We start from the raw sequence: 16,264 nt of genomic DNA, 5'->3' as shown, positions 1-16,264 counted from the left end.
CGGGGTCGGGCGTCGGCCGGGGGCTCATCGGTGAGCTCCCGCGGTGCGGACGACGGCTTCGGTTTCGCTGGGGTGCAGGCGAACAGGGCTGGGCGTGGTTCGCCGCCACCAGGTCGGCGTACTGGTCCGTGGCGGGTGGGGATTGGTGGAGAGTGCGGTGAGGATGGATTCGGCGGCCGCGCGGAGCGGGGTACGGCGCCGGACGGTGAGGCCCGTGCGCTCCAGTCGTTCCGGGAGGTGAGGCTGGGCGGGAAGGACGGTCAAGAGTGGGAGCTCGAGGGTCGCGGCGATATCCGCGGGGCGCAATCCTCCCGGCGATGGCGTGCGAACGATCAAGCGCAGATTGGGGTTTCGGGAGGTAATGCGGGCCGACACGGATTCCGCGGCGGCCACGGCACGCAGGCGGGCCGGCACCAGCAGAACGATCAGATCGGCGAATTCGAGGACGGTGTCGATGTGCGGGCCGCGGTCCGTGGAGAGGTCGCAGACGACGAGATCACCCGCCGAGCGCCCGGCCTCCAGTACCGAGCGGACCGCCGCCGGAGTGAGATCCGTTGCGGCCTGGCCCCTTCCGCAGGAGAGGACCGCGACGCCGGCGGCCGCGGGCAGGGCCTCATGGAGAGCGGGCGCGGCGACCCGGCCGTCCTCGATGACGAGATCGGGCCAGCGCAGGCCGGGTGACTTCTCCACGCCGAGCACGAGATCCAGCCCGCCGCCGACGGGATCGCAATCCACAAGCAGAGTGCGATCACGGAAGTGTGCTGCGGCAGTGAGGGCTACGGCCGCGGCCAGCGTCGAGGTCCCGCAACCGCCGCACGCGCCGACCACGGCCACCACTGCGCCATCGGCGCGAACGCGACGGCCGTAAGTGGCGAACGACGCGATCAGCGTGTCGGCCGCGCCCGGCAGGACCAGCACCTGCTCGGCGCCCACTTCGGTGGCGGCCTGCCAGTCGAGCAAACTCGGCTCACCGTCGGTAACCAGGAGAATTCCCGGCCGGCGGGGGTGTCCGGCGGACGCGCAGCTACGGGCCGCGGCGGTGTCGAGCACGATCACCGGTGCGGCCGTCCACAGATGGCGGCCGAGCGGTGGTGTGCGCTCGTCCAGTGGGCGGTCGGCCGCCGCGGCTATGCGGCGGACCTCATCGCGCAGCCGTGGATCGGAGACCAGGGCGAGGGCCGGAAACCCGGCCGCAGCATCGGAGTTCATGCAGGTCAGAGTCCGCCTGCAAATGGCGCGAGGAAATCCCCGTTACGGCGAGTGTGGATAACACACGGCCTGTGGACAACTCGGGCAGGATGCGGAACCGCAAACGGTCCGTAGATAGAGGACGGCCCCAGCCGGGGGGGGAGGAGGCTGGGGCCGTCGGGGTTCAGCCCCGGGGGGTCGGGCTGAACACGCCTGGACCATGTCCAGGTAACGGCAATACTACACCCATGCCCTGCCAGGATTGCAAGTCCGTCCGGCGAGTCTTTTTCCTACGGTCACGGCCCGGCTTTCGGCTGGCTAACCCGATAGAAACCACCCGGTTCTGAGGTAACCGGCCACCGCGGGACCCGTGGCATCGGGGCGAACCATATCCTGGACACGTGACAGCCGAACGCGGACGAGTCGCCGCCTTCTTCGATCTCGACAAGACGGTGATCGCCAGGTCGAGCGCCTTCGTGTTCAGCAAGCCGTTCCTGGATCAGGGTCTGCTCAGCCGGCGCGCCGTGCTGGAGAGCAGTTATGCCCATTTCCTGTTCCTGCTCTCCGGCGCCGACCACGATCAGATGGAACGGATGCGCGAGCACCTCACCAAGATGGTCGCGGGCTGGGATGTGGACCAGGTTCGCTCCATCGTGGCCGAGACCCTGCACGACATCGTGGATCCGCTCATCTACGCCGAAGCCGCGGATCTCATTGCGGACCACCGGATTCGGGGCCACGACGTAGTTATCGTCTCGGCTTCCGGCGAGGAGATGGTGGCGCCGATCGCGGCGGCGCTGGGCGCGGATCACTTCGCCGCCACCCGGATGGTCATCGAAAATGGTAAGTACGCAGGCGAAGTCGAGTTCTACTGCTATGGCGAGGGCAAGGTCGAGGCGATGAAACGCCTTGCCGCGCAATACGGTTACGACCTGGCACGCTGCTACGCCTACTCGGACTCGGCCACCGATCTGCCGATGCTGACGGCGGTCGGGCATCCGACGGCGGTGAATCCGGACCGGAAGCTGCACCGGGAGGCCGCCTCACGGGGCTGGCCGATTCTCACGTTCTCGAACCCGGTCTCGTTGTGGGCGCGGATTCCCGCCCCCTCCAGCACGACGGTCGCGGCGAGCGTGGCGGTCGGGCTGGGTGCGGTGGCGATGGGCGCGGTCAGTTACCGGCTGCTGCGCCGGCGGCGCTGACCCCCATTCCGAAACGCCCGGGCCTCGAAAGGCCCGGGACACGCCGGATATTTGAATGTTTTCGCAGGTCTTGATGTGAGGCCGCTCACAGGGTAACAATGGATGCACGGAAGGACGGCAGGCCAAGATCGGATCGGAAGAGAAGATCCGACCTCCCGACCCACCCTTCCCAGCACGGACACCAGGCACCCACGCGGAGCACGCCGCGACAAGGGCACGAGTGTTGTGGGCCTGCGTTATCCGGGATTTCGACGGCGAGGGCCTCGCACCCATTGCGGGGATGAACCACCGGACCCCGGAGAGCTCGCCGAGGCCAGTACACAACCCGAGGAGCACGCTTGGTAACCGGGTAGTCCGTGCTAGCGGGCGGTGAGGTCGCAACAGCGACTACGCCGCCCGCTTTGATGTGTAAGGCCGGTTGCGTTGCTGCGCAACGGGATTCGATCCAGGGGGATTACCCGGTGGCCGCGTCCGCGATCGAGCGGGCCTCGCGGGCGCCGTCTTCGAGGGCGCCGCAGGTGTAGATGACCCAGCCGCCCACGCCGTCCACGGTGCCCATGCCGAATTGTGCGGCGGCGTCGAGGTAGGCGTCGCGGCGGCGGAGCCAGAAGACTTCGGGGACACCGAGGCTGTGCGGGTCCAGGCCACTGGACACGGCGACCAGGCGGGAGGCGGCGCGGGCGACGATGCCGTCCGCGGTGCCGAAGGGGCGCAGGGCGAGCAGCTCGCCGTGCACGATCGCGGCGATCACGGGGGCGGGGGCCTTCGTCGTGAGGACCGTTTCGGAGAGCAGGGCCAGGCGTTCGGCGACGCCCGGGGCGGTGCGCGGACGGCCGAGCCGGGATTCGTCGTCGGTGAGGCCGGCGGCGGCCAGCAGGTGCAGCCGGGCCAGGGCCTGCAGGGGAGCTCGCTGCCAGATGCCGACCAGGGTGTTGAGGGCGTCGCCGTCCAGGGCCTGGCCGACCCGCAGGGCGCCGGCCAGAATCGGGTCGTCGACGCGGCCGTCGGCGCCGGGCAGGTCGATGGATCCGCCCTCGATGGCGGCGGAGGACCGCGCCGCGCGGACGGCCGCCTCGGCGGCGGTGGTCGGCCAGCCGCGGCGGTTCGCCCGGTGCCGGTGCACTTCGGCGAGCGCGTCACGGGCCTTGTCGGCGGCATCGCGCACACCGGGCAGGTCGACGAGGGGCTGCAGCGGGTCGGTCACGGAATACGAGGCTACTGGTGGGTACTCCGCGACCGGCCGCCACCTCGGCGGACCGCGCAACATGAAGCCGCTGCTCGCGCACGGATTGCTACCGCATGCGTTCGTCCGCATGCGGTAGCGGCCGTCTGCGAGGCCGGGTGATCGAGGGTGAGGTCAGCTGACGAGGAGGTCGCGGCCCGGGATGGCTTCGAGGAGGCGTTGGGTGTAGGGGGATTGCGGGTTGTCGAAAAGGTCTGTGGCGGGGGCGGATTCGACCACCTTGCCGTCCTGCATGACGAGGACGGAGTCGGCGATCTGGCGGACCACGGCCAGGTCGTGGGTGATGAAGAGGTAGGAGAGGCCGAGTTCGGCCTGCAGGGTGTTGAGCAGGGTGAGAATCTGGTCCTGCACGAGGACGTCCAGGGCGGAGACGGCCTCGTCGCAGACGATGAGTTCGGGTTCCAGGGCGAGGGCGCGGGCGATGGCCACACGCTGGCGCTGGCCGCCGGACAGTTCGCCCGGATAGCGGGCGGCGACCGTGCCGGGGAGGGCGACCAGGTCGAGGAGTTCCCGCACCCGGGCGTCGCGGGATTCGCGGGTGCCGATGCGGTGGGTGCGGAGGGGTTCGGCGATGGCGCGGTGGATCGAATAGGTGGGATCCAGTGAGCCGTAGGGATTTTGGAAGATGGGCTGGATGCGGCGGCGGAAGGCCAGCGGGGTGCGGCGGGACAGTTCGGTGACGTCGTCGCCGTCGAATTTCACCGAACCCGAGGTGGGCGCGGACAATCCGAGCACCATATTGGCGACGGTGCTCTTCCCGGAACCGGATTCGCCGACCAGGGCGGTGGTGGTGCCGCGCCGCAGGCGGAACGAGACATCTTCGGCGGCGGTGAATTCGGTGTGTTTCCAGGGCACGCTGCCGCGCATCCGATACCGCTTGGTGAGGCGGTCGGCGACCACGATGTCGTTCGGTTCGTCGGGCGCTTCGGCGGCGGCCACGTCGACGGCGAGTTCCCGGTAGGTGGCGCGTCTCCGGGTGGTGGACTCGCGCTGGGCGGCGATGGACGGTGCGGCTTCCACCAGCCGGCGGGTGTACTCGTGGCGGGGTTCGCGCAGGATCTCCAGTGCCGGACCGGATTCCACCACGCGGCCGCGGTACATGACCACCAGGTGTTCGGCGCGTTCGGCGGCGAGGCCGAGGTCGTGGGTGATGTACAGGACCGCGGTGCCCAGTTCCCGTGTCATTCCGTCGATGTGGTCGAGGATCTGGCGTTGCACGGTGACGTCGAGCGCGGAGGTGGGTTCGTCGGCGATCAGCAGTTTGGGTCGCGCGGACAGGCCGATGGCGATGAGCGCGCGCTGCCGCATGCCGCCCGAGTATTCGTGCGGGTATTGCCGGGCGCGGCGTTCGGCATCCTTGAGGCCCGCTTCGGCGAGCAGTGCCACGGCGCGCTGCCGGGCGGCGGTGCCGCGCGCTATGCCGTTGGCGGCCAGGGTTTCCGAGACCTGGAAGCCGACCTTCCAGACCGGGTCGAGATTGGACATGGGGTCCTGGGGAACGAACCCGATGCCGTTGCCGCGCACCGCGACCAGGTCGGCGGTGGCGGCGCGGGCGAGTTCCTTGCCGTCGAAGCGGATGCTGCCGGATTCGACGCGTCCGGTGCCGGGGAGCAGGCCGATCACGGCGTGCGCGGTGGTGGATTTCCCGGATCCGGATTCACCCACGATGGCGACGGTCTGCCCGGGATACACGCTGAGGTTCACGCCGCGGACGGCTTCGACCCGGTGGTCGCCGGAGCCGAAACATACTCGCAGATCCTGGATTTCGAGCAGTGGTCCGGTCATCGCCGCTCCTTCGGGTCGAGCGCGTCGCGCAGTGCGTCACCGAGCATGATGAAGCCGAGCACCGTTAGCGCCAGTGCGGTGGCCGGGTAGAACAGGATGAGCGAGCCGGCGCGCAGCTGCCGCTGCCCGGCCGCGATGTCGGCGCCCCACGATACGACCGTGGAGGGCAGTCCGACGCCGAGGAACGACAGGGTGGCCTCGGTGACGATGAAGACGCCCAGCGAGATGGTGGTCACCACGATGACCGGCCCGATCGCGTTGGGAATGACGTGCCGCACCAGTATCCGGAAGCGGGAGACCCCGAGCGCGGTGGCGGCCAGCACGTAGTCACTGCCCTTGGCGGCGATGACCGCGGCACGGGCCGTGCGGGCCACCTGCGGCCAGGTGAAGGCCGCGAGGATGGCGATGACCACCCAGATGGTGCGGTGCCCGGCGAGTTGCATGATGACGATGGCGGCGAGCATGAGCGGGATGGCGTACACGATCTCGGAGATCCGGGAGACGATCGAATCCAGCAGCCCCCCATAGAATCCCGCGAGTGCGCCGAGGGTGCCGCCGACGCACAGGAACAGCAGGGTGGCGCCGATGCCGGTGAGCACGGAGGCGCGGGCGCCGTAGATGGTGCGCGCGTAGATGTCGCAGCCTTGCAGGTCGTAGCCGAACCAGTGGTCCCGGCTGGGCGAGCCGAGGCTGTTGTCCACCATGCAGAACCGCGGGTCCTGGCCGGTGAACAGGCTCGGGAAGGCCGCGACGAGCACCACCAGCAGGATGATCGCCACCGAGACCAGGAAGAGGGGTTTGCGTCGCAGCTGCCGCCAGGCGGAGCCCCAGAATCCGGCGGGTGTGCCGTGCACGTCGACCCGGTCGGTGGTGACCACTTCGACGGTTTCCGGCGGGGCCACCCAGCGTTCCTGTCCGGGTCGCGTATAGCGCTGTGGCTCAGCGATTTCGGTCATGTCGGCGCTCCCGTCAGGCATAGCGGATCCGAGGGTCGAGCACGGCGTACAGCAGGTCCACGATCAGGTTGGACAGCAGGAAGATGACGATGAGCGCGGTCACGAAGGACACCACGGTGGGCGCCTCGCCGCGTACCACGGCCTGGTAGAGCGTGCCGCCGACGCCGGGAATGTTGAAGATGCCCTCGGTGACGATGGCGCCGCCCATGAGTGCGCCCAGGTCGGCGCCGACGAAGGTGACCACCGGGATGAGCGAGTTCCGCAGGATGTGCACGATCACCACGCGCCGCCGGCCCAGGCCCTTGGCGGTGGCGGTGCGCACGTAGTCGGCTTCCTTGTTCTCCGCCACCGAACTTCGGGTCAGCCGCAGGACGTAGGCGAAGGACAGGGAGGCGAGCACCAGCGCGGGCATGATGAGCCGCGGGATGCTCACGTCCGAGCCGACGGTGACGGGTGCGATATGCCAGGTGACGCCGAACAGGAATTGGGCGAGGAAGCCGATCACGAAGATGGGCATGGCGATCACGATGAGGCTGAGCACCAGCATGGTGGAGTCGAACCAGCCGCCCTTGCGCAGTCCGGCGATGACGCCGAAGAAGATGCCGAACACCGCTTCGAAGAACACGGCCAGCACCGAGAGCCGGAGGGTGATCGGGAAGGCCCGCGCGAGCACCTCGCGTACCGGCCGGCCCGAATACGCGGTGCCGAAATCGAGGGTGAAGATGCCCTTGATGTAGTGCAGGTACTGCCACCAGAACGGTTTGTCCAGACCGTATTGCGCCTTCAGCTGCGCTTCCAGCGCCGGCGTGAGCGTGCGCTGCCCGGCCAGGGCGGTGACGGAGCCACCGGTGACCTTCCAGATCAGGAAGTAGATCAGCAGCGTCGCCCCGAAGAACACGGGGATCATCTGCAGCAGTCGACGAATTATGTACCAGGCCACCAGGTCACCTCAGCTCGATGTTCTCGAAGTCGGCCATGCCGTTCCAGGCGATGGCCACATTGCGCACGCGTTTGGAGTAACCGGCCGCGGCGGTGGTGTCGAAGAGCGGGATGATGGGCAGGTCGTGCAAGAGCGCGGTCTGCGCCTGCCCCACCAGCTTCCAGGAATCCGGTTCGCTCGGCGCGGCTTCGGCGGCGGCGATCAGCCGATCGAATTGCGGGTTGCGGTAGCCGGCGTCGTTGGTCGACGAATCGGACAGGAAGTTGGGTTCGAGGAACTGCAGCATGGTCGGATAGTCGCCCTGCCAGCCGGACCGGAACCCCTTGCCGATGGTGCGGTGCACCACCTGATCACGCAGCACCTTGAAGGTCGGGTACGGCGCGCCTTCGGCGTCTATGTGGAGGGTATTGCGAATGCTGTTGGCCACGGCGTCGATCCACGCCTGGTGGCCGCCGTCGGCGTTGTAGGCGAGTTGCAGTTGCCCGCCCCAGGGTGCGATCCGGTTGGCCTCGTCCCACAGTTTCACGGCCCCGGCCGGGTTGTAGTCGAGGACCTCGGAACCGGGCAGCTTCGGATCGAAGCCGGGCAGGGCGCGAGAAGTGTAGTCACGGGCGGGAACTCGGGTTCCGTGGAAGATCTTCTGCCCGATCTGCTCGCGGTCGATCGCCATGGAGACGGCCTGCCGCCGCAATCGCCCTTCCTCGCCGCTGCCGAAGCGGGGCAGGTTGCTCTGGAAGCTGAGCCACTGGCTGTACGCGATGGGCGCCTCGACGGCGCGGTCGCCGAGGTCCTTCTGGAAGACCGCGATGGCGCTGTCGGGGACGGTGTCGAGCACGTCCAGGTTGTCGGCCAGCAGGTCCGAGTAGGCGGCATCGTAGTTGGAGTAGAACACGAAGGTCAGGCCCTTGTTCCGGGCCGGGCGTCCGCCCTTGTAGTGCTCGTTCGGGACGACGGTCAGCTGGACGTCGTGCTGCCAGGCGTTGCCGTCGGCGAAACGGTAGGGGCCGTTGCCGATCGGGTGCTGCCCGAACGCCTTGATGTCCTTGAAGGCGGCGGTGGGCAGGGGGTAATAGGGTGCGTAGGCCAGCCGCGCCCGGAAGTCGATGGTCGGTGCGATCAGGTCCACCGTGAAGTGGAGGTCGTCGATCACCTTCAGTCCCGACATGGTCTGTGCGCGTGGCGGATCCGCCTGTACATCGTCGTAGCCGACAATCGGCCCGTAGGAGTAGCTCTGCAACTGGGCGTTGGTGACGAGTGCCCCGTAGTTCCACGCGTCCACGAAAGAGTGTGCGGTGACCGGTGATCCGTCGCTGAAGGTCCAGCCGGGTTTCAGGGTGATGCGGTAGTGCTGTTCGTCGGTGGTGTCGATGGCCTGCGCGACCTCGTCGTGCAGGTTGCCCTTCGCGTCGATGTAGCGCAGTCCCGCGAAGAGCCGGTCCACGATGCGCCCGCCGCCGTTCTCGTTGGTATTCGAGGGAATCAGCGGGTTCTGGGGTTCGCTGCCGTTGACGGCGATCATGTTTCCGTAGGCCGGCGGGACGGAACATCCGGCCAGGACCGCTGCCGCGATCAGCGTGAGCACCGCGGCCAATACGGAGATCCCTCTGATTCGCACGCGTTCTCCTGATCTTGGGCCGCCTTGAATGACTAGGGACAGTAACCATCGAGACCCCGATTGTCAGGGGTTCGAAACACGGTTGTTCAGCTTGTTAGCAATACAGCAACATGAGCGGCGCGCGAGGCGAGATCAACCGCGCAAGTTGCTCAGTTCCGAATCACGGCCGTTCATAATTCGGTCATAAGGGATCCGCCAAGGTGGACCGTCGAACGAGACAGTCGATCACGACCCACATCACAGTCCGTTAGGGTCGAAAGTGGCCGCGGTCACCCCCGCGGCCCGCACGCGAGAGAAGAAGAGACGAGATGACCGAAACCACCGCCGACCACCTGGATGCCTATCCACCGAGCGCTGAGTTCGCGGCCGCCGCCAACGGCGACGCGTCTCTCTACGACCGGGCCGCCTCCGATCGGGAGGCGTTCTGGGCCGAACAGGCGCAGCGGCTGCACTGGGCAGAGCCGTGGACCCGCGTCCTGGACTGGGATGACGCGCCCTTCGCCAAGTGGTTCGTCGACGGCAAGCTGAATGTCGCCTACAACTGCGTCGACCGGCATGTGCTGGACGGGCACGGCGATCAGGTCGCCATCCACTGGGAGGGCGAACCCGGCGATTCCCGCGACCTCACCTACGCCGACCTGCTGGCCGAGGTGTCCCGCGCCGCCAACTACTTCACCGAACTCGGCCTGACCGCGGGCGACCGCGTCGCCATCTACATGCCGATGGTTCCCGAGGCCATCGTGGCCATGCTGGCCAGCGCCCGCCTGGGCCTGACCCATTCGGTGGTGTTCGCCGGCTTCTCCCCCAGCGCCCTGCGCCAGCGCGTCGACGACGCCGCGGCCCGCCTGGTCATCACCACCGACGGCCAGTGGCGGCGCGGTAACGCGGCCCCGCTCAAGGCGGCCGTGGACGAGGCGCTCGCCGAGGGCGAGCACACCGTCGAGCAGGTGCTGGTGGTGCAGCGCACCGGGATCGACACCCCCATGGTCGAGGGCCGCGACGTGTGGTGGCACGAGACCGTCGCGAACGCCTCCCCCGAGCACGAGGCGCAGGCCTTCGACGCCGAGCACCCGCTGTTCATCCTCTACACCTCCGGCACCACCGGGAAGCCCAAGGGCATCCTGCACACCTCCGGCGGCTACCTGACCCAGGCGTCCTACACCCACCACAATGTGTTCGACCACAAGGCCGGGCAGGACGTGTACTGGTGCACCGCCGATATCGGCTGGGTGACCGGGCACTCGTACATCGTGTACGGGCCGCTGTCGAACCGGGCCACGCAGGTCGTCTACGAGGGCACCCCCAACTTCCCCGATGAGCACCGGCACTGGCAGATCATCGAAAAGTACGGTGTCAGCATCTATTACACCGCGCCCACGCTGGTGCGCACATTCATGAAGTGGGGCCGGGAGATTCCCGACGCCCACAACCTGTCCAGCCTGCGGCTGCTGGGTTCGGTCGGCGAGCCGATCAACCCGGAGGCGTGGCGCTGGTACCGGGAAGTCATCGGCGGCAACCGGACTCCGATCGTGGACACCTGGTGGCAGACCGAGACCGGCGCCATCATGATCTCCCCGCTGCCGGGCGTGACCGCCGCCAAGCCGGGCGCGGCCATGACCCCGCTGCCGGGCATCTCGTCGAAAGTCGTTGACGAGGAAGGCCATCCGGTTCAGCTGGGCGAGACCGAGGCCAACGGGTACCTGGTGCTCGATGAGCCGTGGCCGTCGATGCTGCGCGGTATCTGGGGCGACAACGAGCGCTACAAGGAGACCTACTGGGCGCGCTACGCCGACAAGGGCTGGTACTTCGCCGGTGACGGCGCCAAGCTCGACAAGGACGGGGACCTGTGGGTGCTCGGGCGCGTCGATGACGTCATGAATGTCTCCGGGCACCGTATTTCCACCGCCGAGGTGGAGTCGGCGCTGGTCGGGCATCATCACGTGGCCGAGGCCGCGGTCGTGGGCGCTTCGGATGCCACGACCGGTCAGGGCATCGTGGCATTCGTGATCCTGACCGGCGAGGCGAAGGACACCGGCGAGGAGCTGATCAAGGAGCTCAAGGCCGAGGTCTCCCGGGAGATCTCCCCGATCGCGCGCCCGCGTGAGATCCACGTGGTGCCGGAGCTGCCCAAGACCCGTTCGGGCAAGATCATGCGGCGTTTGCTGCGTGACGTGGCCGAGGGCCGCGAGCTCGGCGACACCTCGACGCTGGTCGATCCCAACGTGTTCGAAGCGATTCGCGCCGGGAAGGCATAAAGCGCTCCGCCGCAAGATATTCGGCCCCCGCAACCTGGTTGCGGGGGCCGTTGTCGTTTCATGCATCAACACGCCGGTGTACGACTCGCCGCAGCGACCCGTTAGGATTGCGTAAGGTGTGCCGGGAAGTCTGGTCGGCATGCGGTATGTGCCCGGCCCTTACTGGAGTGGTGTCGCACGCCGCAGGTTCGTCGAACGAACGGCTGAAAGGTGCACCCGTGATTTCCCAGGTCCGCTCGGAGATAGTCCGCTACCTCAGAACCGAAACGGTCGGTGGCGCACTGCTTCTCATCGCGGCAGCGGGTGCGTTGCTGTGGGTCAACTCACCGTGGGGCGCGAGCTACGCGACGATGATCGACACCAAACTCCCCATCCCGCCACTGCATCTCGATCTCACCCTCGCCGACTGGACCAAGGACGGGCTGCTCGCCCTCTTCTTCTTCGTCGCCGGACTCGAACTCAAACGCGAACTCGTGGTCGGTGAACTCGCCGACCGCAAACGCGCGAGCCTGCCCATCCTGGCCGCCATCGGCGGCGTCGTCGTGCCCGCGCTCATCGCCTTCGGCGTCGGCCGGGGTGTGGACGGCATGGACCGCGGCTGGGCCATCCCGGTGGCCACCGACATCGCCTTCGCGCTGGCCGTGCTGGCCCTCACCGGCTCGCGCATCCCGGCCAGCGCCCGCGTCTTCCTGCTCAGCCTGGCCGTGGTGGACGACCTGATCGCCATCATTCTCATCGCCGTCCTCTTCACCACCACGCTGAAGATGGTGTGGCTGCTGGTGGCGGTGCTGTGCTTCGCGGGCTGGGCGCTGGCCCAGCACAAGCGGATCGGGACGCCGTTCGTGTATGTGCCGCTGGCCCTGGTGGCCTGGTACGGCCTGCACGAGGCCGGCATCCATCCGACCCTGGCCGGCGTGATCTGCGGTCTGCTCACCCGGGTACGGCCCGATCCGGACGAGGACGAGCACTGCGTGCCCGCCACCCATCTCGAGCATGTCTTCCAGCCCATCTCGGCGGCGCTGTGCGTACCGCTGTTCGCGCTCTTCGCCTCCGGCGTGACCCTCAACTCGCAGGTGTTCTCCGAGTTGTTCACCGACCGCCTCGCACTGTCCATCGTGCTCGGCCTGCTGGTCGGAAAAACGCTGGGCATCTTCGGATTCAGCTGGGCCGCTGTACGGCTCGGCATCGCCGAACGCCCCAACGATCTCGGTAACCGGGACATGTTCGCCCTGTCGGTACTGGGCGCGATCGGCTTCACGGTTAGCCTTCTGGTGGCAGAACTCGCTCTGGAAGGCGTCGGCGACGGATCCGAAGCAGAACTCGCAAAAGCGGCGGTGTTGCTCACGTCTTTGGCGGCTTCCCTGGCGGGTTCGGCGCTACTGTTGCGTCGGGGCCGTGCTCACCAGGCACGACGTGACGAGCGAGCACTGCAGAATCAAGAGTGAGACGACCGGACAGAGCCGGGACATGGAGAAGGGTCGAGCAATTGAGCTTCACACAGGGCGGTAACGGGCAGAACGGGGACCGCACCCGCACCATTACCTCGATTCCGTTGTCCGATGTCGATGCGCACGCCTCGGCGACCATCGGCAGCCTGGTGCGCGACGCGACCGAGCAGATGTCGACGCTGGTACGCGCCGAGGTCGAGCTCGCCAAGTCCGAGGTGACCGGCGAGATCAAGAAGGGCCTGCAGGGCAGCGTCTTCTTCATCCTGGCGCTGACCATCCTGCTGTTCAGCTCGTTCTTCTTTTTCTTCTTCCTCGCCGAACTGCTCGATGTGTGGCTGTACCGCTGGGCCGCGTTCCTGGTCGTGTTCCTGCTCATGATCGCCGCGGCCGCCGGCTGCGGTGTGCTCGGCTGGCTCAAGGTCCGCAAGCTGCGCGCGCCGGAGAAGACGATCGAATCGCTGAAGGAGGCGAAGACCCTGCTGCCCAGTGGTTTCGGTCACTCCGATGAGCAGACCATCGACATCGACGCCGGGACCGGCACTGCCACGGTCGAAGTCGGCAAGCCGCGGCCGTAGACCTTCGATTACGCTCCATCGGCGTGTCGTCGAATTCGCAGCCGGATCCGTCCGCAGTCCGCTACGACGGACCGTGGACCCATCGCGACGTGCATGCCAACGGCATTCGCTTCCATGTGGTCGAGGCCGTCCCCGCCAGCGGGGCGGCCTACGCGGAGCCGGGTACGCCTCTCGTCGTGCTGTTGCACGGCTTCGGCGACTTCTGGTGGTCGTGGCGGCATCAGCTGACCGGCCTGGCCGAACGCGGCTACCGCACGGTGGCCGTGGACCTGCGCGGCTACGGCGACAGCGACAAACCGCCCCGCGGCTACGACGGCTGGACCCTCGCCGGTGATATCGCCGGACTCATCCGCGCGCTCGGGCACACCGATGCCACGCTGGTCGGCCATGCCGAGGGCGGGCTGGTGTGCTGGGCGACCGCGGTGCTGCATCCACGGCTGGTGCGGTCCATCGCGCTGGTCAGTTCACCGCATCCGGTGGCGCTGAAGCGGGCGATACTGCGCGACAAGCGGCAACGCGGCGCCTACCTGCCGGACTTCCTGCGCTATCAGATCCCCCGCTACGCGGAGAATCTGCTCACCAAGCACAGCGGCTTCGAGATCGAACGACTGCTGCGCGAGCGGGCCGGTGAACAGTGGGCCGGCACAGCCGAATTCGTGGATACCGCCCGGCGCATGCGCACCGCCATCCGAATTCCCGGCGCGGCGCACTCCGCCCTGGAGTATCAGCGCTGGGCCTTCCGTAGCCAATGGCGGCCGGACGGCGCGCGATTCATGTCGGCCATGCGGGAACCCGTTCGTATCCCGGTGCTTTCGCTGTACGGGGATCGAGACCCGTACATGCTGGCCGGCACCCTCCGCCGAGGTCAGGAGCTCTCTCCCGAGCGGCAGCTGATCGCCGTGCCCGGCGCGGGACACTTTGCACACCAGGAGAACCCGGAAACGGTCACCGCCGCGATCGCCGAACTGCTGGCTTGACCGGCACGATTCACCGCACCACGGATTCACAGCACCACGAAAACGGCGAGGGCGCCCGGTCGATTCGACCGGGCGCCCTCGCCGCTTCTTCGGTTCAGCGCCTCAGCTCAGCACGCAGCTGCCGGTGCTCACCGGTGCCGAAGCACCCGCCGCCGCATTGATCTCCGGCCGTACCTCGTTGAGTGTCAGCACATAACCGGTGTCGCTGTCGGTGACGGCCGCGCCGAACACGACACCCAGCAGGTTGCCGTTGGTGTCCACCAGCGGGCCGCCCGAGTTGCCGGCCAGCACCTGCCCGCGGATCGTGTACACCTCACGCTCCACATTCGCGTCGCGATAGATGTTCGGGCCCTTGAGATCCAGCGTCTCGCGGACCCGCGCCGCGCTCGCGGTGTAGCGGCCGCCGCCCGGGTAACCGAGCACGATGGCGCTCTCACCGGACGTGGCGGCGCTCTGCGCGAGCGGGACCACCGGTTCGTTCAGGCCCGGCACCGCCAGGATCGCGATGTCCACGGACGGGTCGAAGAGCACCACGGTGGCGTTCAGCGACCCGTGCGCGGTGTCCACGCTCAGGCTGTTGGTGCCGGCGACCACGTGCGCGTTGGTCATGATGCGCTCGGGCGCGACCACGAAGCCCGAACCCTCCAGTTGCCGGTTGCAGCTCGGCGCCAAACCGCGGATGCGCAGCACCTGCGGCTGCAGCGACTGCGCCACCGGCAATTGCAGCACGCTCGGATCCGGCGGATCCACCGCCGCGATCGGTACCCGTCCGAACGGCCCGATCACGTCCGGCAGCCCGGAAGTGTTGAGCAGGTTGGAGAATTCGTTGGGCACCCGCCGCAACCAGTTGGGCGCCACCCGGTCCACATTGATGAGGACCTGAGAGTTCTTGACCGCGGCCGCGATTCCCGGCTGCGAGGAGTTGGTCAGCGGCAGGGCGAGCAGCCACGCGACCGCCAGCACCGCCACGGCCTGCAGGCCGGCGCCCACCACGCTGTCCAGGCTGCGGGTGAACGGATCCCGCATATTGCTGCGCGCGGCCCGGCCCAGCACCATGCCCGCCACCTCGCCGACGATCACCAGCGCCACGATGAGCAGCACGCCCACCAGCACCCGGCTGCGGCCCTCACCGAGGTGGATGAGGATGTGCGGCGCGATCAGAATGCCCGCCACGGCGCCCAATACGACGCCTAGGAAGGCCAGGAACGACGCCACCGCGCCCTGCCGCCACCCCGAGGTGGCGGCCAGCAACGCGAGAATGATGATTCCGAGGTCGAGCCAGCCCGAGGCGCTCATAACGTCATCCCTACCGCGGCCAAGGAGGCCTGCAGATCACGTACGTCGTGATGATCCCATTCCTTTTCCCACCCCGAGACCGCGAGCAGCCCGGCGAGCACGCCCGCGGTGAAACCCCACACCAACATGCCGTCCGCGGCGAACGCCGGGCCACGATAGCCCAGTGGATGCCGCACCACGAACCGATTGGCCGGGTCGATGAGCTCCGACAGCGGCACCCGCGCCACGCGCGACGCCTCGGTCTCGCTCACCACCCCCACTTCCCCCGGGGTACGCCAGTAGGCGACCACCGGGGTCACATCGAACCGCGACGGCGGCACGAAGATCTTGGGTAGCAGCGCGAGCGGCTCCACGCCGCCCGGATCCAGGCCGGTCTCCTCCTGCGCCTCGCGCAGCGCGGTACCGACCGGGCCGTCGTCCCCCGGTTCCACGCCGCCGCCCGGGAAGGCCACCTGGCCGCTGTGCTGGCGCAGGGTGGCGGCCCGCTGGGTCAGCAGCACGTCCGCGTCCGCGGGCAGACCGCCCGGCGCGTCCGGGTCCGCCGCCGGCGAGCCGCCGAACAGCACCAGTACCGCTGCCTCGCGCGCCGGGGTGACGGCCGCGGCGAAGCGCTGCATGGCGTTTCGCCGCAGTACCGGATTCACTCCGGTGGGGTCGGCCGGATCATGCTCGGCCACACCGCGCAGCCACGCCGGAATCCCATCGGTCGACGCCTCGAGTCTCATGCCCACACTCCCAGGAAAGCCCATCTCACCGCTCCCCGGTGTTTGCTGACAGCGGCGAA

The 16,264-nt window shown here is 68.1% G+C and carries 13 protein-coding genes; 5 read left to right on the top strand and 8 right to left on the bottom strand.

Features of this window, described 5'->3' with window-relative positions:
• Positions 1-24 precede the first annotated feature (24 nt).
• Positions 25-1,209 (bottom strand): septum site-determining protein Ssd, encoded by a 1,185-nt coding sequence (gene ssd, locus ACIP5Y_RS34390; protein WP_400356570.1) that lies wholly within the window; start codon positions 1,207-1,209, stop codon positions 25-27.
• Positions 1,210-1,589: 380 nt separating this feature from the next.
• On the opposite strand from ssd, the gene ACIP5Y_RS34385 reads away from it, so the two are divergent.
• The gene (locus ACIP5Y_RS34385; protein WP_400356569.1) at positions 1,590-2,390 is read left to right on the top strand and encodes an HAD family hydrolase; all 801 of its coding nucleotides are present in this window, start codon (positions 1,590-1,592) and stop codon (positions 2,388-2,390) included.
• A 454-nt stretch (positions 2,391-2,844) separates the two neighbouring features.
• Here the strand turns inward: ACIP5Y_RS34385 and ACIP5Y_RS34380 are convergent, their stop codons facing one another.
• The 5 genes from ACIP5Y_RS34380 to ACIP5Y_RS34360 form a co-directional block, all read right to left on the bottom strand.
• Positions 2,845-3,594, bottom strand: coding sequence for an oxidoreductase (locus tag ACIP5Y_RS34380; protein WP_400356568.1), 750 nt, complete (start codon positions 3,592-3,594; stop codon positions 2,845-2,847).
• A 153-nt stretch (positions 3,595-3,747) separates the two neighbouring features.
• The gene (locus tag ACIP5Y_RS34375) at positions 3,748-5,418 is read right to left on the bottom strand and encodes a dipeptide ABC transporter ATP-binding protein (RefSeq protein WP_400356567.1); all 1,671 of its coding nucleotides are present in this window, start codon (positions 5,416-5,418) and stop codon (positions 3,748-3,750) included.
• Complete coding sequence (locus ACIP5Y_RS34370; RefSeq protein ID WP_400356566.1) at positions 5,415-6,374, bottom strand: ABC transporter permease; 960 nt, start codon at positions 6,372-6,374, stop codon at positions 5,415-5,417. Before ACIP5Y_RS34370 ends, ACIP5Y_RS34375 begins: the two co-directional genes overlap by 4 nt.
• Before the next feature lie 13 nt (positions 6,375-6,387).
• Positions 6,388-7,314: an ABC transporter permease gene (locus ACIP5Y_RS34365; RefSeq protein WP_400356565.1), complete on the bottom strand. Its 927-nt coding sequence runs from the start codon at positions 7,312-7,314 to the stop codon at positions 6,388-6,390.
• A 4-nt stretch (positions 7,315-7,318) separates the two neighbouring features.
• On the bottom strand, positions 7,319-8,833 hold the full coding sequence (locus ACIP5Y_RS34360) for an ABC transporter substrate-binding protein (protein WP_400356935.1): 1,515 nt from the start codon (positions 8,831-8,833) through the stop codon (positions 7,319-7,321).
• 404 nt (positions 8,834-9,237) lie between these two features.
• On the opposite strand from ACIP5Y_RS34360, the gene acs reads away from it, so the two are divergent.
• From acs to ACIP5Y_RS34340, 4 genes are all read left to right on the top strand, one after another.
• The gene (gene acs / locus ACIP5Y_RS34355) at positions 9,238-11,184 is read left to right on the top strand and encodes an acetate--CoA ligase (protein WP_400356564.1); all 1,947 of its coding nucleotides are present in this window, start codon (positions 9,238-9,240) and stop codon (positions 11,182-11,184) included.
• 218 nt (positions 11,185-11,402) lie between these two features.
• Positions 11,403-12,629 (top strand): Na+/H+ antiporter NhaA, encoded by a 1,227-nt coding sequence (nhaA, locus tag ACIP5Y_RS34350; RefSeq protein WP_400356563.1) that lies wholly within the window; start codon positions 11,403-11,405, stop codon positions 12,627-12,629.
• Between the two features lie 41 nt (positions 12,630-12,670).
• On the top strand, positions 12,671-13,207 hold the full coding sequence (locus tag ACIP5Y_RS34345) for a phage holin family protein (protein WP_400356562.1): 537 nt from the start codon (positions 12,671-12,673) through the stop codon (positions 13,205-13,207).
• Between the two features lie 23 nt (positions 13,208-13,230).
• Complete coding sequence (locus ACIP5Y_RS34340; protein WP_400356561.1) at positions 13,231-14,184, top strand: alpha/beta fold hydrolase; 954 nt, start codon at positions 13,231-13,233, stop codon at positions 14,182-14,184.
• 102 nt (positions 14,185-14,286) lie between these two features.
• Here the strand turns inward: ACIP5Y_RS34340 and ACIP5Y_RS34335 are convergent, their stop codons facing one another.
• Both ACIP5Y_RS34335 and ACIP5Y_RS34330 read right to left on the bottom strand, forming a co-directional pair.
• Positions 14,287-15,480 (bottom strand): MarP family serine protease, encoded by a 1,194-nt coding sequence (locus ACIP5Y_RS34335; protein WP_400356560.1) that lies wholly within the window; start codon positions 15,478-15,480, stop codon positions 14,287-14,289.
• The gene (locus tag ACIP5Y_RS34330; RefSeq protein WP_400356559.1) at positions 15,477-16,205 is read right to left on the bottom strand and encodes an NUDIX hydrolase; all 729 of its coding nucleotides are present in this window, start codon (positions 16,203-16,205) and stop codon (positions 15,477-15,479) included. Before ACIP5Y_RS34330 ends, ACIP5Y_RS34335 begins: the two co-directional genes overlap by 4 nt.
• Positions 16,206-16,264 lie beyond the last annotated feature (59 nt).

Origin of the sequence: Nocardia sp. NPDC088792, assembly GCF_044750615.1 — a bacterium.
In the GTDB taxonomy this organism is placed as follows: Bacteria; Actinomycetota; Actinomycetes; order Mycobacteriales; family Mycobacteriaceae; genus Nocardia.
Note: the sequence above shows the minus strand (reverse complement) of the source record. Positions and strands in the feature narration are given on the sequence as shown.

What these genes read in the sequence shown, in the direction of transcription:
- ssd (WP_400356570.1), bottom strand. Translation starts at nt 1,209, where the DNA reads ATGAACTCCGATGCTGCGGCCGGGTTTCCGGCCCTCGCCCTGGTCTCC.
- ACIP5Y_RS34375 (WP_400356567.1), bottom strand. Translation starts at nt 5,418, where the DNA reads ATGACCGGACCACTGCTCGAAATCCAGGATCTGCGAGTATGTTTCGGC.
- ACIP5Y_RS34370 (WP_400356566.1), bottom strand. Translation starts at nt 6,374, where the DNA reads ATGACCGAAATCGCTGAGCCACAGCGCTATACGCGACCCGGACAGGAA.
- ACIP5Y_RS34360 (WP_400356935.1), bottom strand. Translation starts at nt 8,833, where the DNA reads ATGATCGCCGTCAACGGCAGCGAACCCCAGAACCCGCTGATTCCCTCG.
- acs (WP_400356564.1), top strand. Translation starts at nt 9,238, where the DNA reads ATGACCGAAACCACCGCCGACCACCTGGATGCCTATCCACCGAGCGCT.
- ACIP5Y_RS34335 (WP_400356560.1), bottom strand. Translation starts at nt 15,480, where the DNA reads ATGAGCGCCTCGGGCTGGCTCGACCTCGGAATCATCATTCTCGCGTTG.
- ACIP5Y_RS34330 (WP_400356559.1), bottom strand. Translation starts at nt 16,205, where the DNA reads ATGAGACTCGAGGCGTCGACCGATGGGATTCCGGCGTGGCTGCGCGGT.